Source organism: Desulfobulbus propionicus DSM 2032, assembly GCF_000186885.1.
GTDB classification, from domain to species: domain Bacteria; phylum Desulfobacterota; class Desulfobulbia; order Desulfobulbales; family Desulfobulbaceae; genus Desulfobulbus; species Desulfobulbus propionicus.
In genome coordinates, this window is sequence record NC_014972.1 from 1,385,672 (window position 1) to 1,411,338 (window position 25,667).

Sequence of the window (25,667 nt, forward strand, 5' to 3'; positions counted from 1 at the left end):
CCGATGCGGGTCCGGGGCAGTTGGTGCCGGCCCTGCACGTCGATCGCCCGCCTTGTTTGCACCCTAACCGGGCAGCGTTACCCTTTGATCAGGGAGCTGTTTTTTTCCGATTGAAGGTTTGTTGCGGTTTGATGAGCCGAGCCGCGGTGGCTAAATACGATGCTGATGGACCTGGAAGGAGAGGATGGCGCCGGTGACCATGCTGCGGCCAAAATGGAGGAACAGGATGAGCCAGAGGGCCTTGAGGCCAAGGATGAGCAGCGGGTCGAGCAGCACCCGCAGGCCAGCGGCCATGTCGGGTCGGGGCAGACTGGGCTGGGGCAGGAGCACACAGAGCAGGGCGCCAAAGACCATGGCCGCCACGGCCATCTTCTGATAGGCGGTGATGGCCGAGAATCCGCGAAAATCGGCGCGCAGCATCTCGGAGAGCACGCGCCAGATTTGGGAAACCATGAGGCTCAGCAGAAAGGCGCTCCGGTACCTGCCCTGCAGGAACCAATGGCAGGCGACCAGGCCGGTGACCGTATAGAGCAGGCAGGTCAGCCCCTGCACCGGCACCAGTTTGACCCCGGCCAGCCCGCCCTCGTAGACGGCCTTCTTGGTGGGGGCGGTGAAGACCACCGCCATCCGGTCGAGCAGTCTGCGGGCCAGAGGACCGCACTGATCCAGCGGTTTGCCGTAGCAGCAGCCAAAACTGAGACAGGCCAGGCGGCCAAGCCCCTCGCCGATGATGTAGCCGATGGCCAGGGCGGCCAGCACGATCTGCCCGCTCAGCCGGGGCGTTGCCGTCAGCCAGCAGCCGAGATTGATCGCCAGGATGAGCACGGGGGCACTCACCAGCCCACAGAAAAAGGCCCCTCCGATGGTGAAGGTGTACCCTTTCTTTTCCACCAGGCGGGCAATCCGCCGGCTTGCCGGGACACAGAGCCCGACGATCAGCGTCAAGAGTGCCAGCAGCGGCACCATGGCCATGTGGGCCGCCTGCCCAAGGACGAGCACAAAGACCAGGCCGACGATGGCGGCACTGGCCAGAATCAGCCCGTACCAGGTGAAGTTGATGCCCTGCCAAAGGCTGCCTTCACCTCGGCGGACCGGCACGGCGGCCAGCACCTGAAAACGATCGGAGGGGAGATACCGCCAGCCAAGCGTGATGGCCACGGCGAACAGGGCCGCGGTGGTGCAGAGAAAGAGCGCTTCGGTCATAATGATCAAGAGGATGATGTGATCAAGTCGGTTTCACAACCGCCGTTTGCCGGCAATGGTTGAACGTACCCGGACATCGGTTTCCACCACCGGCCGTCCCAGGCCCAGCGAGAATCGACTCAGGACATCGGCGCGCCGCCGGTTGCACACCAGATCGTCGCTGAAGGTGACCACCTCCCGTTGAAAGAGGAGGATGTCGGTGGAACTGCCCGGCCGGTACAAGCTTTTCGGGCAACCCTTCTCCAACCGCATGCCCTTGGCGATCGGCTGCGGCGCGTCGTAGGCGTGGGTCGAGTAGCACTGGACGATGTCCCCGATCATCAGGGCCACCACCTCGATCATCGCCACCAGACCAACCTGGGTGCCCCCCTGTACGTCGGTGTCGATGATGGTCACCACCCGCCGGTTCTTGGCATGCAGGGAGGCCAGGGCAATCTGCGCCCGCGGGTTGCAGGAGTGGTACTGGCCGTCGATCTGGTAGAAGTCGATCACCTCGCCGCTCACCGGCACATGGTTGTAGTGATATTTGTCCGGGGTCAGACGGAAGATGGCGAAATCGCCGCCAACGAAAAACGGAGGCCAGGGCAAATCCTCGCCCAGCAGTTCCGGGGCGGAGAAAAATTTTTCCTTGATGAACAGCTCCGGTGTCTCCTCCAGGGAACCGATCAGCACCTTGGCGTCGGCGGGCGCGACGATGGTCTCGTTGGCCTCGTCCATGGGACGGCACTGCCAGTAGCGGATCTGCCGTTCAAACACCTGCCGGGGGGTGGTGAAACTGGCAGCCGGGGCTACACACTCCCGCCAGTCCACCCCCATTCGCTGCAGCAGTGCCGGACCCCGACGGCTATCCACCGGCAGGGTGCAGTCGAACTGGAGATACCCGAGCACACTGGACATCCGCTCCGAGGTCAGAGCGCGGAACAGGCTGGGTGCCTGCTCACGCACCCGGTTGTAGAGCAGGTCGATGAACCGGTCGGCGAACAGGTGTTCGCTGACGATTTCCCCTGTTTCGCGGACGATGTACTGATGCTGCATGGATCTTCTCCCTATGCGGTGACAGGGCCGTGCTGCTGTTCGAGATGGACAATCAGCAGGGCGAGCAATATGAGCAGATGGATCTCCCGGGCCGAGGCAGAGCCGTTCACCACCCGATGGCCGGCTTCGCGGATGAACAGCGGGGCAGGCACGCTGCCGAGCAACCGCTCCTTGAGGGCGCCAACGGCCTGATCGGTGCACCCCTCCAAGCGAACGCCATCCGTCATCAGGGTTTCCAAGCCGTCGTGCAGGTGCCGCTGGCACAGATCGGTGCGGTAATAGTTCTCGGCGGCCTGGTTGAAGGCTTGGGTGCCCACCCGCATGGGATCGGTCTCCCGCCCCAGGGTGGTGAGGATGTCGCCGGTCAGCCGGGCCGCTGCCGTGGGTTCGGTGCCCTCCAGCATGGCGTCGACACGGTCGAGGAGCGACACCGCCTCCTGGCCGTCCATGGCGCATTGCTGCCGGAGCAGCGCCAGACAGGCCCGGTGATAGGCGGCCACTTCGATGCGCAGGTATCCCCGGTAGCGGCGACTGGGCCGCTGCCGGTCCGCCAGGGCGAGGATTCGGCGCAGCAGGGTGTTGCGGCTGTCCGCCCGGATAAACACCGTGGGTACACCGATGGCGGTGGCAAAAAAGATCTGCCGCCGCTCGCTCTCGGTGCAGGGGTCGTCGGGGATATCGGCGTGGCGGACAGTGCCCGCAAGCACCCAGCGATAGGCCAGGCGGGTGACCAGGGTCTGCAGGTCGACGGCCAGGGCAAAGGTCGGGCCGAGGTCGGGAAAGAGCGAATAGTGCCGGCCCTCGAATCCGGAGAAACCAAAGGCGGCCAGGGTCCGCATCCGGTAGGGCAGGTAGATCGCCATGCGGCTGTCATAGACCCCCATCTCGGTCAGATCCTGTTTCAGCCGCTCTTGGTTCCCCATGACCCCGTCCAGGGCCGGGCTCTGCTCGACGCTCTGCAGGGCTACCAGGTAATCGATCAGCCGGACGTCGGGCAGGAAGTCACCGCGCAGCCGTAGCAGGGTGCTGGTCAACCGGTCGAACCACTGGGGGCCCACCGGGGTGAAGCTGTGACCGCAGAACCGCAGCGCCGCCTTCTTCTTCCATCGGCGCCACAGCATGCGCAGGTGGGTGTAGTCCAGTTCATGGGGCAAATAGCCCATCACCTTTTCCGGATGGAAGTCGCTGAAGCTCAGGCGATGGGGCGCGGCCGAGCAGGTGGTGACAAAGAGCGGCAGGAAGTGCTCGACGATCTTGATCACCAGATCGCCGAAGTACTTTTCGCAGATCGCGCCTTCCGGGCGCTGGTACCACCCGCTGAGCAGGCGACTGCCCAGGGTGATGTGGGTGCCGTTGTTGGCCAGGGAAGTGGAACTGGTGTTGGGGAGCACCACCAGATTGTTGACGATGATCCCGGCCTCCTTGAGTTTGGCGATGGTGTTGAGCTGACTGCGGGACAGGGTGCGGTGGCAGAGCCCCATATACGCCTTCTTCTTCTCGCCGCGCGGCCAGCCGGACAGGCAGGGGTTGACAAACAGCTCGCGGTAGAACTGATCGGAGATGAGCTCGTTGAGGGCCTTCTGGCGGGCCGGCGGGTTGGGCGCCAGATACAGGCGGCACTGCTGGCCGTGGTGCTCCAGGCGGAACGCCTGGTTGGCATACTGGATGAGCAGTTGCAGGATCAGGAACCGGCGGCTGGTTTCCCGGGCGGTGCTGCGGCCGGGGAGGGTGGCCGCATCGCCGCTGGCCAAGGAAAAGCTGGTCACTTCGGGCGAACAGTTGTCGCTGATCAGGTGAGCCATCAGCCGCTCCCCGGTCTGGAGGAGCAGCGGCTCGGCAGGGTCGGCCTGCCCGAGGGCATCGGCCAGCGCCAGTTTGAGCAGATAGCTGACCGGCACCCGTAGCCAGGGCTCTCCCTCGCGGGAAAAGAGAAAGGAATCGATATCCTGGCGTCGAGGACCCGCTGGATTGGCCTTGTCGGCCAGCAGATCGTGGTGCAGGATGGAGGCGGCATGGGTGGAGAGCAGGCGGCGGGGGAATCTGACCCAGGAGTTCTCCCAGATCTGGGTCTGCTGCGCCCCGAGAAAGGCATCGAGATCGGCCAGCAGATGGGGACTGAGGTCGCCGCGCCGGGCCCGCAGGGTCAGGTTGTTGTAGTAGCGCGAGCCGAGGATGGTCAGGGGGAGATCGACCTCGGTGGATCGGCCTGCAACGGCCACCTGAAACTCGTTTTCCACCCCCACGGTGACATCACCACCGGTGAACGGTTGCGGGTTGGCTTCCCGCTGCAGGTGCAGCCGGAACGGCTCGGTTCGGTGCAGCAACTCGTTCTGGTCTCCGGAGATCGGGGTCGGCAGGGATACGGTCATCGCTCGTTGTCGGTTGCAGGGATCGGTATCGTTCGCTGGCCAGCAGCATAGCGGGGGCGTGTTTGCTTCCGGCTTTGATCCTGTCAGGTTTGCGTCAGGAAGCGATCATGTCGGACAGCAGCCGGACTGGCGTCACCTGCTCGCGTTCACCCTTCCTGCCGGTCTCAAGCTCACCGGTCACCGCAGGTGCAGAATCCGTCATGATCGCGGCCTCGGGCAGGAATCCATCCTCTGTACTCTCCAGGCGCATCGCCTCCAATTCCCTGACGTTGCCGTCGAGGAGGTCGCCGAGCTGCAGGGCAATCTCTTCGGCGTATCGGCGGGCATCGGCAGAAAACTGCAGTACCCCAGCCGCCGCCGCATGCACCTCGGTGATGCGGGTCGACACCTCCCTGGTATTCTCTTCGGTGGCGGCGCTCAGGGCAACGATGCCTCCGGTCAGTTCGCGCTGCCCGTCCACGGCCGAGCCAATGGCAGCGGTTACCTGGTGCAGTTGCTCCGCCCCGTGTTCCAGGGTGTCGATCGAGGTGATGAACGAGGTGCAGATCGCATTGATGGCCTCAATCTTGGTCAGGACGTCCTGGGTGGCATGGGCCGTATTCTGGGAGAGTTTCTTGACCTCTTCGGCGACCACGGCAAATCCGCGCCCATGCTCGCCGGCCTTGGCCGCTTCAATGGTGGCATTGATCGCCAGGATGCGGGTCTGCACGGTGATGGCCTGCACCGTGGCCACGATGCCGTCAATTTCAGCCACCGACCGGCTCAGACCTTCAAGCATGTGGCGGGCCTGGTCGATTTCCGCCCGCATGGCCCTCTCCTCCCGGTTTTGGACCGCCAACTGCTGGTGGATGCCATCCACCACCGTGCTGATCTGCTGGGATGCCGCGCTCACCTGGTCGGTCCGCTTGGCAGTATCGCCGGCCAGCACCGCCACATTCTCCGCGGCCTGTTTGGTTGCCTCGGCCACTCCCTGCAGGGTATGGGACATGGTGGCCATCTGCCCGGCCCGCTCATTGAGGCGGTGGATGGCCTCGGTCATTGTCCCGACCAGGGTTTCAATCCGCCGCCGGTCTTTGGCCTTGCTTGCCTCGAGCTGTTGCAGGGACAGCAGGGCTTCCCGGAAAGAGCCGATGGCCCGGGCCAGCACCCCGATCTGATCGCGTCGCCGAGACCAGGGTATCTCGGGGAACTGGCCGGCGCTCAACGCTTCCACCGCCCGCGTCAGGTGATGCAGCGGCCGTTCAACGATGCTCCGGGTGAGGAAGAAGAGGACCAGCACATTAGCTGCAATCGCCGCCAGGCCAACCCCGAAACTGAAGCGCCGCTGCTGCCTGCTGGCCTCCTGCATGCGCTGCTCCTGCTGGGCGATCTGATCGATGTAGCCCAGAATCTCGGTGCGGCTTTTTTCCGCCTCGATGCTTTTATCGGCGGCAAGGCCGCGCAAACGGCCAATGCCTTCCTCTATCGCCGTTGGACGGCTTGCCTCGCTCTGCACCGTGGCCAGCAGCCGTTGCCGGTCCGTCTCGGCTTGGCTGCTCACCAGGAGAAGCCTGTCGATATCGGCGGTAAAAGCGCCTCCGGCATCAAAGAGGCCATAACTCAGCACCGGTTGATCGTTCTCGACGGTGACCACCATCAGCCCATTGGCCAGATCGCGCTTCTCGGTGCGCGAGTAGAGCGCGGCGTAGCTTTCCCGACCGGAGAGGCGTTGGCGCTCTTGGATCTGAAATTGTCGTTCGACCTGCGTAAGAACGCTGGCCTTCGGGTCGGTGGTGAACAGTTTCGGCAGCCCCATGAACTCGTTTTGCAAGGTGACGATCGTCTGGCGCAGATTGGCATCCACCTGGTCCCGGATCGCCAGCACATCCGCCATCATCCCTTCCAGCCGGGCGGTGGCCCGGTGATTGACGAACAACAGAGCTCCGATGCAACAGTTGGAGGCCAGGGCGACACCCAGTAACAGTTTGCATCCCACGGTCAGCCAGCCGGTGCCGGCGGTCGATGTTTTTCTGGTCATAACAGGGAGGTTGTTTCTGGTTGAGGACACAGCAAGGCACGGTGTGTTTCACTGTCCTGTGGTTCGCGTAGAACGCTTGGGGATGCTAGTTCGTGGATATAAAGGCTGCTGCCGGCGATCCGTTTGGCGCGGTGTTTGGCGAACGACGCCTCTTCCGAAATATCGATGGGGCAGCGGTGCAACGAAGGACACACCACCACCGCGCCCACCGAAAGGGTCATGGTGCCATAGCGCTGTTCCCGCCCTTCCCGATCCAGCGCGACGATGACACTGCCGATGTGGCCGTTGTACAGACCACCGATGCTTTCATCGAATTGGCGGAGGATGCGCTCGACAATCTGTTGCCAGCCACCACTGCGAAAGATGACCACAAAATCGTCACCACCGATGTGGCCGATGAAATCGGTCTGGTCGTCGATATTGGCGGTGAGCAGTTCCGCCAGGAAGCGCAGCACCTTGTCGCCCCGGCTGAAGCCGAAAAAGTCGTTGAATGGTTTGAAGTTGTCGAGGTCGAAATAGCAGACGGTGAACGGAACATCGGCGCGGAACAATTTCTGCAGCTGTTGCTGGATCGGCACGTTGCCCGGCAGCATGGTCAACGGGTTGGCATGCCGGGCGCGGCTGACCTGCAATTTGGTGATTTCATGGAGGAGATCGATCAACCGCCCCGTACCGGCCAGTTGGCCGTCATCGAGGATGATGAACTCATCGGTGTGGATGTTCAAGGAAGTGGTCAAGCGGTAGCTGGCCTCCTCCAATGACATGCGCTTGTCCACCTGCATGACGTTGCGGTTGATGAAACGGAGGATCGGCTGCTTGCCATAGAGTTCCTTGCCGTAGAGACTGGCATAGAGGTTCATGAACTCACGGCGCAGGACCAGACCCAACACCTCGTTTTCATGGACAACGACGATCGATTCCAGATCGGGTGTCGAGGTGAACAGCGCCCCCACCTCCAAAACCTTGGCCGTCGCCTGGACGGAAACGGCCGGCCGCACCAGCATCTCCATGGCTGGAGATTCCTCCTCGGCCTGGCGGAGTTCCTTCCTGAACAACCTGGAGGCAATGGTCACCGGCGGTATCGGCACCGGCCGGCCAAAGTAGTAGCCCTGGAGCATTTCCACCCCGATCTTGCGCAGGGTGGCATACTCCCCCTCGGTCTCCACGCCTTCGGTGATTACCCTGCATCCCAGGGCGGTGGCCGTTTTCAGAATGGTGGACACAAACTGCTGTTTGGTGCGGTCCTGATCGACCCCCTGAATGAAATGACGGTCGATCTTGACGATATCCGGCCGGATCTCGGACCAGAGCTTGAGCCCCGAATACCCGGCGCCCAGATCGTCGAGGGCCACCCTAAACCCCATCTCCTGGTAATGGATCATCGCCTGCTGCATCAGCCGGATATCCTCGACCGGATGGGTTTCGGTCAGTTCGATAATCAGCTGGGAAGGGTTGAGCCGGGCCTGCTCGACCAATTCCAAGGTCAGACCTTCGCGAAAATGCTCATGCGTCAGGCTGTAGGGGTCGACGTTGATGAACAGCCGGCCGGGCAGGTTGAGTTGGGCGAAACGATGAATGACCATTCTTCGGCAGAGCAGGTCGAGTTCAGCCAGCCGATCGGCCTTGGTCGCCGCCTCGAATAGACGGGTGGGCGAATAGAGCACGGTGTTGACCGGACCGCGTACCAGGCCTTCATAGCCATAAATTTGCCGGGTTTGCAGGTGGATGATCGGTTGAAAATGGACGGTGAGTTTCTGCTGCCGGATCACCGTCTCCAGGAGGGTTTCTGTTTTCTGGTCCATGGTCCTGAGGGTAACTATTTACTTGAATGCCTTGCCGCGTAAGCATTTTCAGGCATTGGCCTGTGCAATGAGTGTTTCTACCGACCTTGTGTTACGCTTGGATTAACTTTTGGTTGGAGGTTGGTTTACTCCCATCCAGCCATCGAGGGAGTATTTCAGGTTGGGTTTCCGCAAGCATTCATGAGTACGGCTGAGCGAATGTCGCCGGTACCAGCCGCAGCGTCATGACAGTGACGCCGACCACCTTTCCGGAGGCAACCAGGAACTTTCCAATCCAGGAGGGGAGGAAAAGGGCTAATATCTTTGTTTTTTCAAGATGTTGGTCTGGGTGAAAACCGGATGGAAATATTTTTATCTTTTATATTCAGATGATAACTAATTTTATATTGAATTCGTTTTTTTCTATACCCGGTCTTCTGGCCGGTTTGTGCTCCCGTTCGGTTTATCTGTAATTTGATATTGGCTGGCGATGCAAAATCGGGCCTGTCAGCTCTACATCTCTTTTCATTGAGTGTGCACGCTGGTAAGTTCTATACGCAGCAGAGGGAGACAACGTAAATCTTCACCACGGGAGATTGTCATGAACGAAGCCCTGGCACGGAGTTTTTTGCAGGCGGTCGTATTTTTTCTCTTCCTCCTGTGCGCACCATTCTCGTTGTTCAGTTCATCCAGTTGGTCTCAATCCGGCTCAGAAACCTCGGTGGCCATACGAGCAACCCCATTTGTGCCGCCAGCCCTTTCCTATGCCTCTGTTTTTGAGAACTATCATGGCTACCAGGATCAAGAGGTCGCTTCCTGGCTGGAAGCCAACGAAACCGTTGGACACATTGGTGGCTGGCGGTCTTACCTTGAAGAAGCATCCCAATCTCAACAAGATCAAATACCTCCGGCCGAAGACGCTCACCACCCTTCCGGACATGGAGGCAAACCATGAGACTTTATTGCCTATCCCCACCATCCTTCTATGTTTTTTTGCTGACCCTGTTGTGCCTCTCCGGGTGCGCGCGGGTAAATTTCGAAGAAACCTTGACTCGGACCAACCAGGCAGCTGCGGAGTTTACCGATGGCAACCTTGCCTTGGCGCAAACAGCTGAACAACGCGCTTTCAATACAAAAACAGCGGAAACACTGCTTGCTCAACCTGTGAACCAGCAAGAAGCTGTGCATCTTGCCTTGGTCAACGACCCTGCCATGCAGGCCATGCTGGCCCAACATTGGTCGGATGCAGCCCGTGCGGCGCAATCAGGTCGCATGGCCAACCCCCTTCTGGTCTTTGAACGCACAACGTTGGCGGACGAGATTGAATATGAACGTTTGCTGGCATTTGGCCTGCTCGACGTGCTGACCTTGCCGTTCCGTTATGCCAGCGCCCAACGCCGTATCGAACAGTCGCAGGTGCGACTCGCCATGGATGTGGTGGACAAGGTCACCCAGGTCCGTCAGTCGTGGGTGAGGGCTGTGGCTGCGCAACAACAGCTCAATTATGCACGGCAAGTGAATGAGGTCGGCGAGATCAGTGCCGAACTCGCCCGTCGCATGCAGCGGGTTGGGAACTTCAACCGGTTGCAGCGAGCCCGGCAGCAGGCCTTCTATGCCGATGCGGCAACCCAATGGGCTTTGGCGCAACAGCATGCCATGGCGACTCGGGAAGGGCTGGTTCGTGTTCTCGGGCTTTCGGACGACCAGGAAAAAAAACTCAAGCTGCCGGAAAGGCTGCCTGATTTGCCCGAAGCTCCAAGGGGGCCGGAAGAGGTTGGCAAGGCCGCACAGAGAGGACGATTGGATATTCAATTGGCCAAGACAGCCTTTGCCGCGGCAGCCAAAGAGCAAGATTTGACCTTGATCACCAGCCTGACGGATATCGAGCTTGGGGTTCGTTACGATACCGTCTTCGATGATGCGGCCGGCACCCGTGATAATCGGAAGGGGTATGAAATAACGGTGCGTTTGCCTGTGTTTGACTGGGGAGATATGCAACGTGATGCCATGGATGCTCAGACCTTGGCCGCGGCCAACCAGTTGGAGGCGACCGTGCGCGCTGCCGGCTCCCAACTGCGGGAAACCTATGCCGCTTACCGCACGGCCTACGATGTAGCCAGACATTATCGCGACGAGGTCCTGCCGTTGCGCAAGGTGATCTCCGAAGAGAATCTGCTCCGTTATAACGGCATGCTGATAGGAGTGTTCGAGTTGCTGGCCGACACGCGGGATCAGATCGACACAGTCAGTGCCGCCATCAATACGCAGCAGGATTTTTGGTTGACCAACGCTGCCTTGCAGGCAGTCATCATAGGCACCCCTTCCATGGTGCAGGCTGGAAAAGAAACGGGAAAAATCCGTCAACGGGCCGAGCAGCCGCATTGAGCGCAGGGAAAGACAGAGAGTTAAAGGAAGATCGATGACAACAAGAAGAACCTTTTTGAAAGCAGCCGGTCTCGCCGGCGGGGCGGTGGCCGTAGCGATGGTCAACCGCGCGGCCTTGGCCGCCCTGCCGGAGCCCGTGGTCCAGCAACAAACCGAAACCATGCCACCGCTGTTTCCCGATACCGGGCGGCCTTACAATCCGGTGGTAACGCTGAATGGCTGGACCCTGCCGTGGCGCATGAACAACGGAGTCAAGGAGTTTCACCTGGTGGCTGAACCGGTGGTGCGGGAGATGGCTCCGGGATTCAAGGCCCATCTTTGGGGGTATAACGGCCAGAGTCCAGGTCCGACCATCGAGGTCGTCGAAGGAGACCGCGTCCGCATCTTTGTCACCAACCGGCTGCCAGAACACACTTCCATTCATTGGCATGGCCAGCGTCTTCCCAATGGGATGGATGGCGTATCCGGCCTGACCCAGCCGGCGATCAAACCCGGCCAGACCTATGTCTATGAGTTTGTCGCACGTCGTCCCGGAACCTTCATGTATCATCCCCATGCCGATGAAATGACGCAGATGGCCATGGGCATGATGGGGTCTTGGGTGACGCATCCCAAGGAAAAGCATCCACTCATTGGCGAGGTCGATAGGGATTTCATTTTTCTGCTCAACGCCTACGACATCGAACCGGGCAGCTACACCCCCAAGATCATGACCATGCTCGATTTCAACCTCTGGAGTTGGAACAGTCGCATTTTCCCAGGTATTGACTCGCTCAATGTTCGGCTGAACGATAGGGTGCGGGTGCGTATCGGCAACCTGACCATGACCAACCATCCGATTCATCTGCATGGCCATGAATTTCAAGTGACCGGCACCGATGGCGGACCAGTGCCATTGTCGGCACGCTGGCCCGAAGTCACCACGGATATTGCCGTCGGCCAGATGCGGCAAATCGAATTTATCGCCGATGAAGAGGGTGATTGGGCCTTTCACTGCCATAAAAGCCATCACACGATGAATGCCATGGGGCATGACGTGCCGACAATGATTGGTGTCGATCATCGGGGGCTGAGCAAGAAAATCTCCCAGCTCATCCCTGATTACATGGTGATGGGGGAACGAGGCATGGCCGATATGACAGAAATGGAGATGCCCCTTCCTGATAACACCGTGCCGATGATGACAGGGGAAGGGCCGTTCGGCTCTGTCGAGATGGGCGGGATGTTCAGTGTCGTCAAGGTGCGGTCTGGCCAGAAGCCAAACGATTACTCGAATCCCGGATGGTTCAAGCATCCCAAGGGAACAAGAGCCTTTCAGTATAAGAAAAAAATTAAAGAACCAACCCGCTCCCGGTCTGCGGGGCGACAGTCCATGCCTCGCACGTCGAAACCTGCCGAGCCTGTCGAGGTGCGCATCCGCAAGCCGATGCGACATATGGATCATTGAGTCATCGAGGAGGACGTATTTTCAAGATGTTATCCCGTGCTAACGAAGTCAAGCGAATTGTTCTTTGCAAAGGAGGCCACGCATGAAGAAACATATCTTTTCCCTGATGGTTGCTGTGCTTGCTGGAGGAGGTGGTGTGCTGGTTGAGGGAGTGGCGCACAGTGCCGCGAATAATCAAGAGTACAATAAAACAGGCCAAACAGAAGGCCTGACCTCCGGGCAAGTGCGCAAGATCGACAAAGAAGCAGGGAAGTTGACCCTCAAACACGAAAGAATCGCCAACCTGAACATGCCCCCGATGACCATGGTGTTCAGGGTGAAGGAGAAAAGCATGTTGAATGCTCTTCAGGTCGGTGACACGATCCTCTTTCACGCGGTTGACAGGAATGGTGTGCTGACGATAACCGAGATCAAATGAGGTGAGCCATGCAGGCGCTTCTCTTTTCGGGCGGATACCTCAGTCTTGCGAAATCGCGTTGATAGTCAGCCTGCATGCCTTTTGGGACGGCAGTTTGCCGGTTCACATTCCGCCAGGCTGGGATAGATTTCCAGGACTGTTGACAAGATCCTTCCTGATCGATTCCATTGGGGTTCGGGGCACCTTGCGCATTGTCCGGAAGTGGTGTCTTGCAGTTGCATGGAAGCGCACGTCCCGCACATCACAAAAAAGCAGGGGGGACTTGAGAAAATGAGTGACAGCTCCATGAATTTGCTCTAATTATTTGCATAACTAGCCGATGGCGCAGGGAACCCCATGCGGTTGTGTTTGCTCAGCAGTGCCAATCAAATTTCACACCGTGAAAAGGGCATGAACCGATTGCAACACCTTATCCCCCTCCTCGCCGTACTCCTCACCGCACGTCTCCTGCTGTCCGCCAGCGCCACGGCAGCCGCCGCCGTTAGCCCAACGAATACACCGCCCTTTCATTTCCAGCTGGAACAGGTACTGTCAACAGGGCGGTCGCCTTCCTCCGGTGAACCGGTTCGTCAACGGGTTGGAGTCCGTGACATCTATGCCCGGGAACAATGCACACTCCTGTGGACGCCGGAGAAGGTCAAGCAGTTGCTTGCCGCCATTGCGGCCAGCCGGGAAAATGGCCTGCAGCCCACCGATTACCCTCACCAAACACTTCTCCTCTTCGGGCATTGCCTGGCCAATGACCCCGATCCTTCCCTTTCCGTCGAAGACGGTCTGGTCTGCTCTACCGAGCGATGGCGTTCACGCGAAGCATTGGAACAGCATCTGGGCTCCTCCTTGTATAGCCGGGTTTTCGAGGCCATGGAGCTTTCCCGGCAACCGCCTAAGGTCGAATTTTTGCAGGTACAGGATATCGGCGGGTTGGATATGGTGGCCCAAGCCCGAAGGGGCAAGGGCGTGGCGTTGCATCAGGAAGAATGATGGTCACGCAGGTGCCGTCTCTGGCAGGGTTTTTGCTGCTGCGCCGGCGAATGCGCACCATCCTCCCCGACCCGTTGAACGGAACCAGGGGCAGGCAAGGGATCGGGATCAGCGGTCCACAATGAGAGCAGAAAGGGGGGTGGGAAAGATCGATGAAGAAAGCCAATCATTGGGTTGGGAAGATATGGGGCGACCGCCAGACGATTATGCGACTGGCGACCGTGACAATGCTCGCCATCGCTGCCTTGTGGCCAGCGGGCTGCCGCAAGGAGGAGAAGGCTGCGGCACCCATGGTGCCGGTGGTGGAAACCATGGTAGTGGTGCAGAAGGATGTGCCGGTGCAAAAGGAGTGGGTCGGTGTGCTCGATGGCCTTGTCAATGCCACCATCCGGCCTCAGGTTTCTGGCTACCTCATTCGCCAGAACTACAAGGAAGGTGAGGCGGTCCGCAAGGGGCAGGTGCTGTTCGAGATCGACCCGCGCACCTTCCAGGCCGCGCTGAACAAGGCCAAGGCCCAGCTCTCGGTGCAGATGGCCCGCCATGAAACCGCCAAGGCCAACCTGGCCCGCATCAAACCGTTGGCCGCCAAGAATGCGGTCAGCCAGAAGGACCTCGACGATGCCATCGGCATGGAACTCTCGGCGCGCTCCTCGGTCGAGGCGGCCCAGGCAGCGGTGGATGAGGCACAGTTGAATCTCGGCTTCACCAAGATCACCTCGCCGGTCGACGGGGTGGCCGGCATCGCCAAGACCCAGCTGGGTGACCTGGTGGGTCCGAGCATGCAGGAGGAGCTGACCTCGGTCTCCACCCTCGACCCGATCAAGGTGTACGTCAACATCAGCGAACGTGAATACCTCAATGCTGCCGCGGCCGGCAACCAGCGGATGGAAGAACTGCCCCTGGAACTGATCCTGGCCGATAACAGTGTCTATCCGCATCCAGGGCATCTGGCCATCATGGACCGGCAGATCGACCCCACCACCGGCACGATGAAGATCGGGGCACTGTTCCCCAACCCGGAGAACCGACTGCGTCCCGGCCAGTATGGCCGCGTGCGCGCCACGGTCCGCATCCAGCAGGGCGCGTTGCTGGTGCCGCAACGGGCGGTTGGCGAGGTGCAGGGCAAATACATGGTGGCCGTGATTGGCGCCGACAATAAGGTCGACATCCGGCCGGTGCAGGTGGGGCCGCGGATCGCCAGCGACTGGATCATCGACCAGGGGCTCAAGCCCGGTGAACAGATCGTGGTCGAAGGGATTCAGAAGGTGCGACCGGGCATGACGGTGACCCCCAAGCCGTTTTCACCGCAAACCACGCCAACGGCTGTCGCGCCGGCGGAGAAGAGGTGAGGCGCCATGGCCAGATTCTTCATCAATCGCCCCATTGTGGCCATGGTGCTCTCGATCCTTATGGTCATTGTCGGGCTGGTCGCCATGAGCGGCCTGCCCACCGCCCAGTTTCCCAACATCGTGCCGCCGGAGATCAAGGTGTCCACCACCTACACCGGTGCCGATGCCCTTACCCTGGAGCAGGCGGTGGCCACCCCGATCGAGCAGGAGATGTCGGGCGTGGACAACATGAACTACATGTACTCGATCAACGCCAACAATGGCGAGACCAAGCTGACGGTCAACTTCGACATCAAGACCGACACCAACACCGACCAGCTGCTGGCCCAGATGCGCAAGGGCCAGGCCGAGTCGCAGCTGCCCAGCGATGTGCGTAACTACGGCGTCAAGGTGGAGAAATCGACCTCCTCGCCGCTGATCATGTTCGGCCTCTATTCGCCGAACGGTACCTACGACAACGTCTTCCTCGCCAACTACTGCTACATCAATATCAACGACCAGATGACCCGCATTCCGGGTATCGCCAGCGTCACCATCTTCGGCGCCGGCAAGTACGCCATGCGGTTGTGGGTCAAGCCCGATCAGCTGGCCAAGCTCAACATCACTATCCCCGAGATCGTCAACGCCATCAATGCCCAGAACACGGTCAACCCAGCCGGGCAGGTGGGGGCGGAACCGGTGCCCACAGGCCAGGAATTCACCTACGCGGTGCGCGCCCAAGGGCGGTTGCAGTCCGAGGCGGATTTTGGCCGGGTGGTACTGCGCGCCAATCCGGACGGCTCGATCGTGCGGGTCAGCGATGTGGCCCGGATCGAGCTGGGCGCCCAGACTTACAGCCTGGAAGGCCGGCTCAACGGCAAGCCCAGCGCTCTGATTGCTCTGTACCAGATGCCCGGTTCCAACGCGGTCGAGGCAGCCAAGGGCGCCCGGGAACTGATGGAGCAGCTCAAGCAGCGCTTCCCGCCGGATCTGGATTATGTCGTGTCCCTCGATACCACCCTGGCGGTCACCGAGGGCATCAAGGAGATCGAACACACCCTGTTCGAGGCCCTGGTGCTGGTGATCATCGTGGTGTTCATCTTTCTCCAGGGGTGGCGGGCCACGCTGATCCCGCTGTTGGCGGTGCCGGTCTCCCTGGTGGGCACCTTCATGTTCTTTCCCCTGTTCGGCTTCTCGATCAACACCCTGTCGCTCTTTGGCCTGGTCTTGGCCATCGGCCTGGTGGTCGATGACGCCATCGTCGTGGTCGAGGCGGTGGAACACCATATCGAACACGGGCTCAGTCCCAAGGAGGCCACTTTCAAGGCCATGGAGGAGGTCTCGGGCCCGGTGATCGCCATCGCCATCATCCTCGCTGCGGTGTTCGTGCCCACGGCCTTCATCCCCGGCATCACCGGCCGGCTCTACCAGCAGTTCGCCCTGACCATCGCCCTGTCGGTGATCATCTCGGCCTTCAACGCCCTGACCCTTTCTCCGGCCCTGTGTGCCTTGCTGCTCAAACCCAAGGTCAAGGGCCGCGGGCCGCTGCAGAAATTTTATGATTGGTTCAACCGGGTGTTCGGCCGGGCCACCGACGGCTACGTCGGCCTGTGCCGGGTAGCGGTGCACAAGAGCGCCATCAGCCTGCTCTTTTTGGTGGGCATGGTGGTCCTGACCGGATTCTTCGGCAAAACCGTGCCCTCGGGCTTCCTGCCGGAAGAGGATCAGGGCTACGTCTTCGCCGGCATTCAACTTCCCGATGCGGCCTCGCTGCAGCGCACCCGCGATCTCACCGAACAGGCGGAAAAGCTGATCATGGAAACCCCAGGGGTGAAGTACACCACCTCGGTCATCGGCTACTCGATGCTCAGCCAGGTCACCAACACCTACTCGGCCTTCTTCTTCATCACCTTGGACGACTGGGCCGCACGCAAGGAGCCGGCCGTGCAGTACGAGGCCATCAAGCAGACGCTCAACAAGAAACTGGGCAGCCTCAGCGGCGCCATCGGTTTTGCCTTCTCGCCGCCGGCCATCCCCGGCATCGGCACCTCGGGTGGTGTGACCTTCATGCTCGAAGACCGGGCCGGCAAGGATCTGGAGTTCCTGGCCACCAATGTCAGCAAATTTGTCGAGGCGGCCAAAAAGCGGCCTGAACTGGCCACGGTCTCCACCACCTTTCGCCCGACCGTGCCCCAGCTGTTCGTCGAGGTCGATCAGGACAAGGTGCTCAAGCAGGGGGTCAACGTCAACGACGTTTACAAGACCCTGCAGAGCTTCATGGGCAGCGGCTTTATCAACTATTTCAACAAATTCGGTCGTCAGTGGCAGGTGTACATCCAGGCCGAGGGAGATTTCCGCACCAATATCGACAACATTGGCCAGTTCTATGTGCGCAATCAAGAGGGTAAATCCGTGCCGCTCTCGGCCTTGACCACGGTGAAGAACATTACCGGGCCGGAGTTCACCATGCGCTACAACCTCTACCGGGCCGCCCAGATCAATGCCGGCGCCGCCCCTGGCTACAGTTCGGCCCAGGCCATGCGGGCCCTGGAGGAAGTGTTCGCCGAGACCATGCCCTCGGAGATGGGCTACGACTACATGGGCATGAGCTTCCAGGAGTGGCAGGCGCAGAAAGGGGTGTCGCCGGTGGTGATTTTTGGATTTTCGCTGCTGTGCGTGTTCCTGATCCTGGCGGCCCAGTACGAGAGCTGGTCCTTGCCCTTTTCCGTCCTCTTGGGGACGCCGATCGCCGTGGCCGGCGCCTTTGGCGCCCTCTTTCTCCGCGGCCAGGAAAACAATGTCTATGCCCAGATCGGTCTGGTCATGCTCATCGGCCTGTCGGCCAAGAACGCCATCCTCATCGTCGAGTTCGCCAAGATGGAGTACGAGAAGGGCAGGCCCCTGCTGGAGGCCACCCTGGAGGGCGCCAAGCTGCGCCTGCGGCCCATTCTCATGACCTCGTTCGCCTTCATTCTCGGCTGTGTGCCGCTGGCCATTGCCTCGGGCGCGGGCGCCATCTCCCGCCAGGTCATGGGTAACGCGGTCATCGGCGGCATGCTCGCCGCCACCTGCATCGGTGTCTTCCTCATCCCGGTGACCTTCTATGTAGTGGAGAAACTGGGACACCGGCCCACGAACGAGCCGACCGTCTCCGCCAGTTCCAATCAGGGAGGGCCGCATCATGGATAAATCGTGGATTGCCCTCCTCTTGATCCTGTTGGTGGGCGGGTGCACGGTGGGCCCGGATTACAACCGGCCGCCCATCGACGCCCCCTCGGATTGGCGGCTGATCGACAGCGAGGCCAAGGATCTGGCCAACACCCCCTGGTGGCAGCAGTTCAACGATCCGGTGCTCACGACCCTGATCGAGACGGCCCTGCGGGAAAACAAGGAGCTGCAGATCGCTGCGGCGCGCATTGAGGAGTATGCCGGACGCTATGGCATGGCCCGGGCGGATCTCTTCCCGCAGGTCAGTGGGTCTGCGGAATACAATCGGCAGCGGGTGACCGAACTGGGCGACAACCGGTATGCATCCGGCTACAAGACCACCACCGACACCTTTGCCGCCACTTTGGGCGCCAGTTGGGAGATCGACATCTGGGGCCGAATCCGGCGCGGCACCGAAGCGGCTCGGGCCGAGCTGCTGGCCAGCGAGGAGGGACGGCGGGCCGTGGTCCTCTCCTTGGTGAGCAGCGTGGCCAGCGGATACATCAACCTGCGCGACCTCGACCGCCAGCTGGAGATCAGCCGCAACACCGCCACCAGCCGTGGTCAATCGTATGCACTATTCAAGGAACGGTTTGCCGGCGGCATCATCTCCGATCTCGAGTTGAGCCAGAACCGTTCCCAGTACGAGGAGGCCCTGGCCTCCATTCCCAGCCTGGAAAAGGCCATCGCCCAACAGGAGAACGGCCTCAGTGTCCTTTTGGGGCGCAATCCCGGGCCGATCCCGCGGGGCAGGAACATCGATCAGTTGACCCTGCCGGCGGTGGTCGCCGGGTTGCCTTCGGACCTGCTTGAGCGGCGGCCCGATATCCGTCAGGCCGAGCAGACGCTGATTGCCGCCAATGCCCGCATCGGCGTGGCCAAGGCCGCCTATTTCCCGTCCATCTCTCTCACCGGCGCCTTTGGCTCGGCCAGTGGCGACCTCAGTGATTTGTTCAAGGGGCCATCCAAGGTCTGGAACTACAGCGCGCCCGTGACCATGCCCCTCTTCACCGCCGGTAAGATTGCCGGCAGCGTCAAGGAGGCCGAGGCCATCCAGCAACAGGCCCTGCTCGGCTATCAGCAGGCCATCCAGAACGGGTTCCGCGAGGTCAACGATGCCCTGGCTGATCAGCAGCATACCACGAGGCAGTTGGCGGCGCAGAAGAATCAGGTCGACTCCCTGCGCCAGTACGCCGACATCGCCCGGTTGCGCTATGACAACGGCTATACCGATTATCTGGCGGTGCTCGATGCGGAACGCAGCCTGTTCAATGCCGAACTGGCCTACACCCAAACCCAGGGTGCGCTCCATCTGGCCCTGATCAATCTCTACAAGGCCATGGGCGGCGGCTGGATGAACAAGGCGGACCAGATGGACCGACCGGTCAGCGGACCGTGAGCGCAGGGTGGCAACCGATGTCGCCCTGCATGATTTCACGGAAGAATAACGAGGAAGAGGGCAGGGTGGCTCACGCCCGCTTGAATCAATAACCTACCGGAGGACAACATGAGCAAGATTTTCAGCATGGTAATGGTGGTCGCGTGTGTGGGTATCTTGGCAGCCTGTGCCAAGACGGAACAGCCTGTGGACAACCAGGCAAGCATGCAGGAGCAACAGGCATCTAATCTCGATGTGCAGCGTTCCAGTGTTCAGTCCACCGTGGCCACGGTCGAGAGCGTAAATCTGAAGACCCGAATGGTCAAACTGCGCAGCCTTGAAGGGCGACCGTTCACCATCCATGTCGGCAAGGAGGCGGTTAACCTGCCCCAAGTCAAGGCGGGCGATAGGGTTGAGATTACCTATACCGAATCCCTGGAGGTCCGCATGGCCGAGCCCGGTGAGGTCATCGAGGAAAGCAGTACGGTCGTAGGGCGTGCGGTACCGGGTGCCAAGCCGGGAGGGTTCGGCATCACCGAGACCAACATCACCGCCGAGATCCTTGATCTGGATAAAGCCAATGAAACCGCCACGCTGAAAATGGCCGACGGTTCTGTGGCCACGGTGAAGGTCCAGAATCCCGCCAACCTCGAAAAGGTCAAGGTCGGCGATACGATTGCCATCAAATATCTCGAAGCGCTTGAGATTACCGTGAAGGGCAAGAAGAAATAAGACGATCGTCTGCCCGTCGGTGACCACCGCTTTTCGGCAGCAGCATAGAGACAACCACCTCGAAAAAGAAGGAGCCAAAGCATGAAGACAGACTGGAAACAACCAAACAGACGGCGACTGACACAGGTCCTTGCCTTGGGCTGGATTGGAACGTTGCTGATGCTGGCCCTCCCGCAGATATCCCTGGCAGCCACCGCCGCCGAAATCAACCGTGATGTTGACATCGCCCTGAAGACCTTGTACCAGACCACCCCCGCAGCCAAGAAAATGGCCGGTATCGCCAAAGGCATTCTTGTTTTTCCCGACATCATCAAGGGCGGTTTTATCATCGGCGGCCAGTACGGTGAGGGCGCGCTGCGCGTCGGCGGCAAGACCACCGGCTTTTATCGCACAATTGCCGCCTCGTACGGCTTGCAAGCCGGGGCGCAATCCTTTGGCTATGCCCTGTTTTTTCTCTCCGATGCGGACCTGAAGTATCTGAAGAGCAGCAAGGGCTGGGAGATCGGCATTGGTCCCACGGTCGTGGTCATGGATGAAGGCATGGCCCGGACGTTCTCCACCACCACTGCCAAGTCGGGCATCTATGCCTTTTTCTTTGATCAGCGAGGATTGATGGCCGGCCTGGGTATCCAAGGCAGCAAGATCACCCAGATTCAGCCGGATAAATAACCGTGCCAATGCGGTCATGACATAGGGAGAGAAAGAATGAAAACAACACGGACACTGATGATAGGGGCGCTTCTGCTGGTCTGCGGCATGCTCGTCGGTTGCGCCTCCACACCCAAGGAGACCCCTTCCGGTTTTCTGCAAAATTATCCGCAGTTCCAACCGGGCCCCAGCGACGGGGTTGATCAGCTCTACACCAAGCCCGGCATGGATTTGAGCAAGTATCGGCGGATCATGGTGGACGAGGCCCAGTTCTATCTGAAGAAGAGCGCGGCGGAGCAGGGCATCCAGGCCAGCGAGCTCAAGGAACTGTCCGACACCTTTCACCGCGCCATTTTCGAAGCGCTGGGCAATGCCTATCCGCTGGTCACCGAACCAGGTGCGGATGTGTTGCGCATTCGGTTGGCGGTGACGAACATCGAAACCAGCAATCCGGCGATGAGCGGCATCACCACGGTGCTGCCGGTGGGCTTGGCGATCAGCGTTGCCAAGAAAGCCACGACCGGCTCCTACACAGGGGTTGGCGGAGCCAGCATGGAGGTGGAATTTCTCGATTCCATGACCAATGAACGTCTGGCAGCCGCCATCGATACCTTCGACGGTTCGAAGATGAGCGGGTTCAGCAAGTTGGGGGCCACCAAGGAGGCCTTTGCATTCTGGGCCAAGCGGTTACGGGTTACCCTGGATAAGGCGCACGGCAAGGTGGAGGAATAACGAGCACCTCACAACACCGAGAAGAGCCGGAATGCAACCAGTGGGTTGGCGGTATCGGCATCGGTTACGCCTGCTGGCCAACACTGCTTCGAAAAGAGAAGAGGTATGGTCGGTTTGGGATCGCCTCTCCGCAGTCATGTCTCTTCTCTCCCCCCGGTTGCTTGTCCTTGTTGCGGTGGGGAATGATCTGGTCTTGGACCAGATCGGCCGGCCACAACGAACAAAGAAAGGCCGGTACTCCGGCATGGTATCATTATCGCGATCCACACTTATAGAAAGCAAAACAAGAAAAACATGTCATGCCCATCGACCAACCGCCGCCCACAGTGATCGCCTGCCCCGATTGTGACCTGCTCAATCGGCTGCCTGCGGAGGCAACAACCGTCACCCTGCTGTGCGGTCGTTGCGGTGCGGTGCTCGCCCGTCACAAACCCGACAGCATCGAACGTTCCCTGGCCCTGACCCTGACAGCGCTGATCCTGTTCGTTGTCTCCAACAGTTTTCCGTTCCTGGCCATGAAGACCGGCGGCTTTGTCCAGGAAACCACCCTGTTGACCGGCATCCGGGAACTCTGGAAACAGGACATGCAGGGGCTCTCCTGCCTGGTGTTGCTCACCTGTGTGCTGGTGCCGGGCCTGCAGATGATCGGTCTCCTGTACATCCTGGCGCCGCTCCAATGGGGGCGTCGACCGGCTGCCCATGCGGCCCGCGTCTTTCGCCTGGTCCAGGAGGTCGCTCCCTGGGGCATGATGGAGGTGTTCATGATGGGGATCCTGGTCGCCCTGGTCAAACTCGGCCACATGGCGACCATCGTGCCCGGGGTCTCGGTCTTTTCCTTTGGCGGTCTGATCTTTGTCATGGCCGCCGCCTTCTCCACCCTGGATCCACCCCTGTTATGGCAACGCCTGGACCTGCGCCGATGAGTGGAGTCACTGCCCGCGAGCAGGGGTTGATCAACTGCCACGACTGCCATCTGCTGGTGGAGATGGCCCAGGACCATCACCAGTGCCCGCGCTGCGGCGCCCATCTCCATCAGCGCAAACCCAACAGTCTGGCGCGGACCTGGGCCCTGGTGTGCGCGGCCCTCATCCTGATCATTCCGGCCAACGTCCTGCCCATCACCGTCACCACCTCGCTCGGCGCCAAACAGGCGGACACCATCATGAGTGGCGTGATCTATTTCATGCAGACCGGTTCCTGGGAGATCGCGGCCGTAATCTTTGTTGCCAGCGTCTTTGTGCCGGCCGCCAAGTTGCTGATTCTGATCTTTCTGCTGGTCAGCGTCCGCTGGCGCTGGCGTTGGCGACCCAAGGACCGGACCACCCTGTATCGTCTGACCGAGTTGGTCGGCCGCTGGTCCATGGTCGACATCTATGTGGTGACCATCCTGGTCGCCCTGGTCAAGCTCGGCGCGGTGGCAGCTATTGAGGCCGGACCGGCTGCCGTCTATTTTGCCGCGGTGGTGGTGGTCACCATGTTCGCCGCGGAAAGTTTCGACCCCCGTCTCATCTGGGATGTCATCGAGGAGGATGTATGACCGACCAATCGTCCCTGGAACCGCATGCTGTACCGGCCGCGGTCCAGGCCAGGCGCCGTTTTTCCATTGTTTGGATCGTGCCGCTGGTGGCGCTGGTGATCGGCGGCTGGCTGGCCTTCAAGGCCATCAGCGAAAAAGGACCGACCATCACCATCACCTTTGCTTCCGCCGATGGCCTGGAGGCGGGCAAGACCAAGATCAAGTTCAAGGACGTGGAGATCGGCCAAGTCGAGACCATCGCGCTTAGCGAGGATGTGTCCAAGGTGGTGGTCACGGCCAAGATGATCAAGGGGAGTGAACCCTATCTGACCGATCAGACCAAGTTTTGGGTGGTTCGTCCACGGATCAGCGGCGGCTCGGTCTCCGGCCTGGGCACGGTCCTTTCCGGGGCCTATATCGGCATCGACGGCAGCAAGGCAGGCACGCCGACCCGCCATTTCACCGGCTTGGAGGTCCCGCCGGTGGTGACCGTGGGCCAACCGGGACGGCATTTCGTCCTTCAGGCAGATACGCTCGGTTCCCTCGATATCGGCTCGCCGGTCTACTACCGGCAGATCCAAGTGGGGCAGGTGGTCAGCTACACGCTCAAGCCGGACGGCAAATCGGTGGAGATCAAGATCTTTGTCCAAGCACCGCATCACACCCAGGTCACAAACAACACCCGGTTTTGGAACGCCAGCGGTTTTGATCTCACCCTCAATGCCCAGGGGCTCAAGGTCGATACCCAGTCGATGGTCTCCATTCTTACCGGCGGTATTGCCTTTGATCTGCCCAAGGAGACCCAGCCAGGGGAGGAGGCCCAGGAAAATTCCAGTTTTTTCCTTTATGCCGACCGCAATGCCATCCAGGAAAAGAAGTACACCATCCGCAACTACTATGTGCTGTTGTTCGACGAGTCGGTGCGCGGTCTCAGTGTCGGTGCACCGGTGGAGCTGTATGGCATCAAGCTGGGCGAGGTGGTCGACCTGAAACTGGAATTCGACCTCGACAGCAAGAAATTCTTTGTCCCGGTGATCGTGGCCATGGAACCGGAACGAATCAGTGCCGCCAAGAAAGAGGAGGCGCTGAAAATTGCCGAACACGATCCCGGGACCTTTCTCAAGGCATTGGTTGAACAACAGGGATTACGCGCCCAGCTGCAGAGCGGCAATCTGCTCACCGGCCAGCTGATGGTCAATCTGGTTTTTGTATCGGATGCTCCCAAGGCCAGCCTCTCCGATTGGAACGGATTCAAGGCCATCCCGACCATTCCCGGTTCCTTTGAACGGTTACAGGAGAGTTTGGGCAAAATCACGGCCAGCCTGGAAAAGGTCAAATTCGACCAGATCGGCGGTGAACTCCAACAGACCCTGCAAGAAACCAGAACGACAGTTGCCGAGATGGGCGGATTTGCCAAGCAGCTGAACAAGGAAACCACGCCCAAACTGCAGGAGACGCTGGTTGAACTGCAGAAAACCCTGGTAGAGGTGCAGCAGGGCATGGGCAAGGATTCGCCCTTGAACTACAACACCACCAAGACCCTGGAAGAGTTGTCCATGACCCTGCGCGCCCTGCGGGAACTCGCCAACACCCTGGATAACCAGCCCCAATCGATTCTTTATGGCAAGGAGAAGCAAGCAGATGAATAGATCTCTCATCCTTCTCGGACTGGCGGCGTTCGGTTTATTCCTGGGTTCCCTCACCGGCTGCAGCCCGGTTTCCCCCCAGGTCAGCTACTACAGTCTGCTCGATACCCAACGGCCGCCCAGCGTCGCCGGTGCACGGCAGTCGTTGGCCATTCTTGTCGGCCCGGTTTCGGTGCCTGACCTGTTGAAAACGTCGCAAATCGCCACCGGAACGGCAGAGCGGTACCAACTCGCCGAGCAGCATCGATGGGTGAGCCAGGTTGACCGCGATTTTGCCCGTGCTATCGGCGAGCAGTTGGCCTCCAGGCTGGGCACTGAACGAATCGCCCTCTATCCGCAGGATCAGTACCTGGCGGCACCCCTGCAGGTTGTAGTTGATATTCTGGCCATGGAAGGGACTTTGGGCCAGGAGGCCAGATTGACGGTCCGTTGGTCGCTGGTCGCCACCAAGAGCAAAACAGCGCGGCTGACACGTCGCTCCACCTTCAGCGAACGACCGGCCGACAGCAGCCATGGCGCTTGGGTTGCAGCCCAGCGGCGCAATATCAGTCGGTTGAGCGAGGAAATTGCCGCCGCGATCACGTCGCAGCATTAATCTTCGCCGGGATGGTCAATGTCGCCTCGCTGCGGGAACTCCATGCCGCCAGCCGTCGTGAGCTGACCTTTTCCCTGGTGACCACGGTCGGCGTTCTTTACTTTGATGTCCTGCCCGGAGTGGCGTTGGCCATCGGCATGACCCTGCTGTGGATGCTTACACCGCAAGCCAGCCCCATGTGGCCGTGCTGGGACGAGTTCCGGGGATGAGCGGTTTTCTGCGCAATCGGGGGAGAGCGGTCGATCAACG

The 25,667-nt window shown here is 60.2% G+C and carries 21 protein-coding genes; 16 read left to right on the top strand and 5 right to left on the bottom strand.

Going from position 1 to position 25,667, the window contains the following annotated elements; all coding sequences use genetic code 11:
* Positions 1-150: 150 nt before the first annotated feature.
* The 5 genes from DESPR_RS06075 to DESPR_RS06095 form a co-directional block, all read right to left on the bottom strand.
* Positions 151-1,203, bottom strand: coding sequence for a prolipoprotein diacylglyceryl transferase family protein (locus tag DESPR_RS06075; RefSeq protein ID WP_015723928.1), 1,053 nt, complete (start codon positions 1,201-1,203; stop codon positions 151-153).
* Between the two features lie 33 nt (positions 1,204-1,236).
* Positions 1,237-2,238, bottom strand: a complete 1,002-nt coding sequence (locus DESPR_RS06080; protein WP_015723929.1) for a phosphatidylserine decarboxylase — start codon at positions 2,236-2,238, stop codon at positions 1,237-1,239.
* Between the two features lie 11 nt (positions 2,239-2,249).
* Positions 2,250-4,607 carry a hypothetical protein gene (locus tag DESPR_RS06085; protein ID WP_015723930.1) on the bottom strand — a complete coding sequence of 786 codons (2,358 nt, stop codon included), beginning with the start codon at positions 4,605-4,607 and terminating at the stop codon, positions 2,250-2,252.
* Between the two features lie 94 nt (positions 4,608-4,701).
* Positions 4,702-6,624, bottom strand: a complete 1,923-nt coding sequence (locus tag DESPR_RS06090; protein WP_015723931.1) for a methyl-accepting chemotaxis protein — start codon at positions 6,622-6,624, stop codon at positions 4,702-4,704.
* A complete protein-coding gene (locus tag DESPR_RS06095; RefSeq protein ID WP_015723932.1) occupies positions 6,621-8,426 on the bottom strand; it encodes a bifunctional diguanylate cyclase/phosphodiesterase in 1,806 nt (601 codons plus the stop codon). The genes DESPR_RS06090 and DESPR_RS06095 overlap by 4 nt, the downstream gene beginning before the upstream one ends.
* Before the next feature lie 580 nt (positions 8,427-9,006).
* On the opposite strand from DESPR_RS06095, the gene DESPR_RS18385 reads away from it, so the two are divergent.
* From DESPR_RS18385 to DESPR_RS06170, 16 genes are all read left to right on the top strand, one after another.
* Positions 9,007-9,360 carry a hypothetical protein gene (locus DESPR_RS18385; protein WP_169701539.1) on the top strand — a complete coding sequence of 118 codons (354 nt, stop codon included), beginning with the start codon at positions 9,007-9,009 and terminating at the stop codon, positions 9,358-9,360.
* Positions 9,357-10,790 carry a TolC family protein gene (locus DESPR_RS06100; RefSeq protein WP_015723933.1) on the top strand — a complete coding sequence of 478 codons (1,434 nt, stop codon included), beginning with the start codon at positions 9,357-9,359 and terminating at the stop codon, positions 10,788-10,790. Before DESPR_RS18385 ends, DESPR_RS06100 begins: the two co-directional genes overlap by 4 nt.
* Before the next feature lie 34 nt (positions 10,791-10,824).
* Positions 10,825-12,237, top strand: a complete 1,413-nt coding sequence (locus tag DESPR_RS06105; protein ID WP_015723934.1) for a multicopper oxidase family protein — start codon at positions 10,825-10,827, stop codon at positions 12,235-12,237.
* Positions 12,238-12,319: 82 nt separating this feature from the next.
* Positions 12,320-12,655, top strand: a complete 336-nt coding sequence (locus tag DESPR_RS06110) for a copper-binding protein (RefSeq protein ID WP_015723935.1) — start codon at positions 12,320-12,322, stop codon at positions 12,653-12,655.
* A gap of 390 nt (positions 12,656-13,045) precedes the next feature.
* Positions 13,046-13,636, top strand: coding sequence for a L,D-transpeptidase scaffold domain-containing protein (locus DESPR_RS06115; RefSeq protein ID WP_169701540.1), 591 nt, complete (start codon positions 13,046-13,048; stop codon positions 13,634-13,636).
* Between the two features lie 152 nt (positions 13,637-13,788).
* Positions 13,789-14,985: an efflux RND transporter periplasmic adaptor subunit gene (locus DESPR_RS06120; protein ID WP_015723938.1), complete on the top strand. Its 1,197-nt coding sequence runs from the start codon at positions 13,789-13,791 to the stop codon at positions 14,983-14,985.
* 6 nt (positions 14,986-14,991) lie between these two features.
* Complete coding sequence (locus DESPR_RS06125) at positions 14,992-18,153, top strand: efflux RND transporter permease subunit (protein ID WP_015723939.1); 3,162 nt, start codon at positions 14,992-14,994, stop codon at positions 18,151-18,153.
* Positions 18,146-19,570: an efflux transporter outer membrane subunit gene (locus DESPR_RS06130; protein ID WP_015723940.1), complete on the top strand. Its 1,425-nt coding sequence runs from the start codon at positions 18,146-18,148 to the stop codon at positions 19,568-19,570. Before DESPR_RS06125 ends, DESPR_RS06130 begins: the two co-directional genes overlap by 8 nt.
* A gap of 108 nt (positions 19,571-19,678) precedes the next feature.
* Positions 19,679-20,281, top strand: a complete 603-nt coding sequence (locus DESPR_RS06135) for a hypothetical protein (protein WP_015723941.1) — start codon at positions 19,679-19,681, stop codon at positions 20,279-20,281.
* A gap of 81 nt (positions 20,282-20,362) precedes the next feature.
* Entirely contained in the window at positions 20,363-20,950 is a 588-nt protein-coding gene (locus DESPR_RS06140; protein ID WP_015723942.1) for a lipid-binding SYLF domain-containing protein, read from the top strand.
* Positions 20,951-20,986: 36 nt separating this feature from the next.
* The gene (locus tag DESPR_RS06145) at positions 20,987-21,661 is read left to right on the top strand and encodes a DUF3313 domain-containing protein (protein ID WP_015723943.1); all 675 of its coding nucleotides are present in this window, start codon (positions 20,987-20,989) and stop codon (positions 21,659-21,661) included.
* A gap of 299 nt (positions 21,662-21,960) precedes the next feature.
* Complete coding sequence (locus DESPR_RS06150; protein ID WP_015723944.1) at positions 21,961-22,584, top strand: paraquat-inducible protein A; 624 nt, start codon at positions 21,961-21,963, stop codon at positions 22,582-22,584.
* The gene (locus tag DESPR_RS06155; RefSeq protein WP_015723945.1) at positions 22,581-23,198 is read left to right on the top strand and encodes a paraquat-inducible protein A; all 618 of its coding nucleotides are present in this window, start codon (positions 22,581-22,583) and stop codon (positions 23,196-23,198) included. Before DESPR_RS06150 ends, DESPR_RS06155 begins: the two co-directional genes overlap by 4 nt.
* Positions 23,195-24,826 carry a PqiB family protein gene (locus DESPR_RS06160; protein ID WP_015723946.1) on the top strand — a complete coding sequence of 544 codons (1,632 nt, stop codon included), beginning with the start codon at positions 23,195-23,197 and terminating at the stop codon, positions 24,824-24,826. Before DESPR_RS06155 ends, DESPR_RS06160 begins: the two co-directional genes overlap by 4 nt.
* Entirely contained in the window at positions 24,819-25,418 is a 600-nt protein-coding gene (locus tag DESPR_RS06165) for a PqiC family protein (protein WP_015723947.1), read from the top strand. The genes DESPR_RS06160 and DESPR_RS06165 overlap by 8 nt, the downstream gene beginning before the upstream one ends.
* 11 nt (positions 25,419-25,429) lie before the next feature.
* Positions 25,430-25,627: a hypothetical protein gene (locus tag DESPR_RS06170; RefSeq protein ID WP_043769749.1), complete on the top strand. Its 198-nt coding sequence runs from the start codon at positions 25,430-25,432 to the stop codon at positions 25,625-25,627.
* The last annotated feature ends 40 nt before the right edge of the window (positions 25,628-25,667 follow it).

Bases quoted from the DNA above. Each gene is read 5' to 3' on its own strand.
- DESPR_RS06140 (WP_015723942.1), top strand. From the start codon at position 20,363: ATGAAGACAGACTGGAAACAACCAAACAGACGGCGACTGACACAGGTC.
- DESPR_RS06100 (WP_015723933.1), top strand. From the start codon at position 9,357: ATGAGACTTTATTGCCTATCCCCACCATCCTTCTATGTTTTTTTGCTG.
- DESPR_RS06080 (WP_015723929.1), bottom strand. From the start codon at position 2,238: ATGCAGCATCAGTACATCGTCCGCGAAACAGGGGAAATCGTCAGCGAA.
- DESPR_RS18385 (WP_169701539.1), top strand. From the start codon at position 9,007: ATGAACGAAGCCCTGGCACGGAGTTTTTTGCAGGCGGTCGTATTTTTT.
- DESPR_RS06130 (WP_015723940.1), top strand. From the start codon at position 18,146: ATGGATAAATCGTGGATTGCCCTCCTCTTGATCCTGTTGGTGGGCGGG.
- DESPR_RS06125 (WP_015723939.1), top strand. From the start codon at position 14,992: ATGGCCAGATTCTTCATCAATCGCCCCATTGTGGCCATGGTGCTCTCG.
- DESPR_RS06165 (WP_015723947.1), top strand. From the start codon at position 24,819: ATGAATAGATCTCTCATCCTTCTCGGACTGGCGGCGTTCGGTTTATTC.
- DESPR_RS06090 (WP_015723931.1), bottom strand. From the start codon at position 6,624: ATGACCAGAAAAACATCGACCGCCGGCACCGGCTGGCTGACCGTGGGA.
- DESPR_RS06135 (WP_015723941.1), top strand. From the start codon at position 19,679: ATGAGCAAGATTTTCAGCATGGTAATGGTGGTCGCGTGTGTGGGTATC.
- DESPR_RS06155 (WP_015723945.1), top strand. From the start codon at position 22,581: ATGAGTGGAGTCACTGCCCGCGAGCAGGGGTTGATCAACTGCCACGAC.
- DESPR_RS06110 (WP_015723935.1), top strand. From the start codon at position 12,320: ATGAAGAAACATATCTTTTCCCTGATGGTTGCTGTGCTTGCTGGAGGA.
- DESPR_RS06085 (WP_015723930.1), bottom strand. From the start codon at position 4,607: ATGACCGTATCCCTGCCGACCCCGATCTCCGGAGACCAGAACGAGTTG.
- DESPR_RS06160 (WP_015723946.1), top strand. From the start codon at position 23,195: ATGACCGACCAATCGTCCCTGGAACCGCATGCTGTACCGGCCGCGGTC.
- DESPR_RS06075 (WP_015723928.1), bottom strand. From the start codon at position 1,203: ATGACCGAAGCGCTCTTTCTCTGCACCACCGCGGCCCTGTTCGCCGTG.
- DESPR_RS06170 (WP_043769749.1), top strand. From the start codon at position 25,430: ATGGTCAATGTCGCCTCGCTGCGGGAACTCCATGCCGCCAGCCGTCGT.
- DESPR_RS06105 (WP_015723934.1), top strand. From the start codon at position 10,825: ATGACAACAAGAAGAACCTTTTTGAAAGCAGCCGGTCTCGCCGGCGGG.
- DESPR_RS06150 (WP_015723944.1), top strand. From the start codon at position 21,961: ATGCCCATCGACCAACCGCCGCCCACAGTGATCGCCTGCCCCGATTGT.
- DESPR_RS06115 (WP_169701540.1), top strand. From the start codon at position 13,046: ATGAACCGATTGCAACACCTTATCCCCCTCCTCGCCGTACTCCTCACC.
- DESPR_RS06120 (WP_015723938.1), top strand. From the start codon at position 13,789: ATGAAGAAAGCCAATCATTGGGTTGGGAAGATATGGGGCGACCGCCAG.
- DESPR_RS06095 (WP_015723932.1), bottom strand. From the start codon at position 8,426: ATGGACCAGAAAACAGAAACCCTCCTGGAGACGGTGATCCGGCAGCAG.
- DESPR_RS06145 (WP_015723943.1), top strand. From the start codon at position 20,987: ATGAAAACAACACGGACACTGATGATAGGGGCGCTTCTGCTGGTCTGC.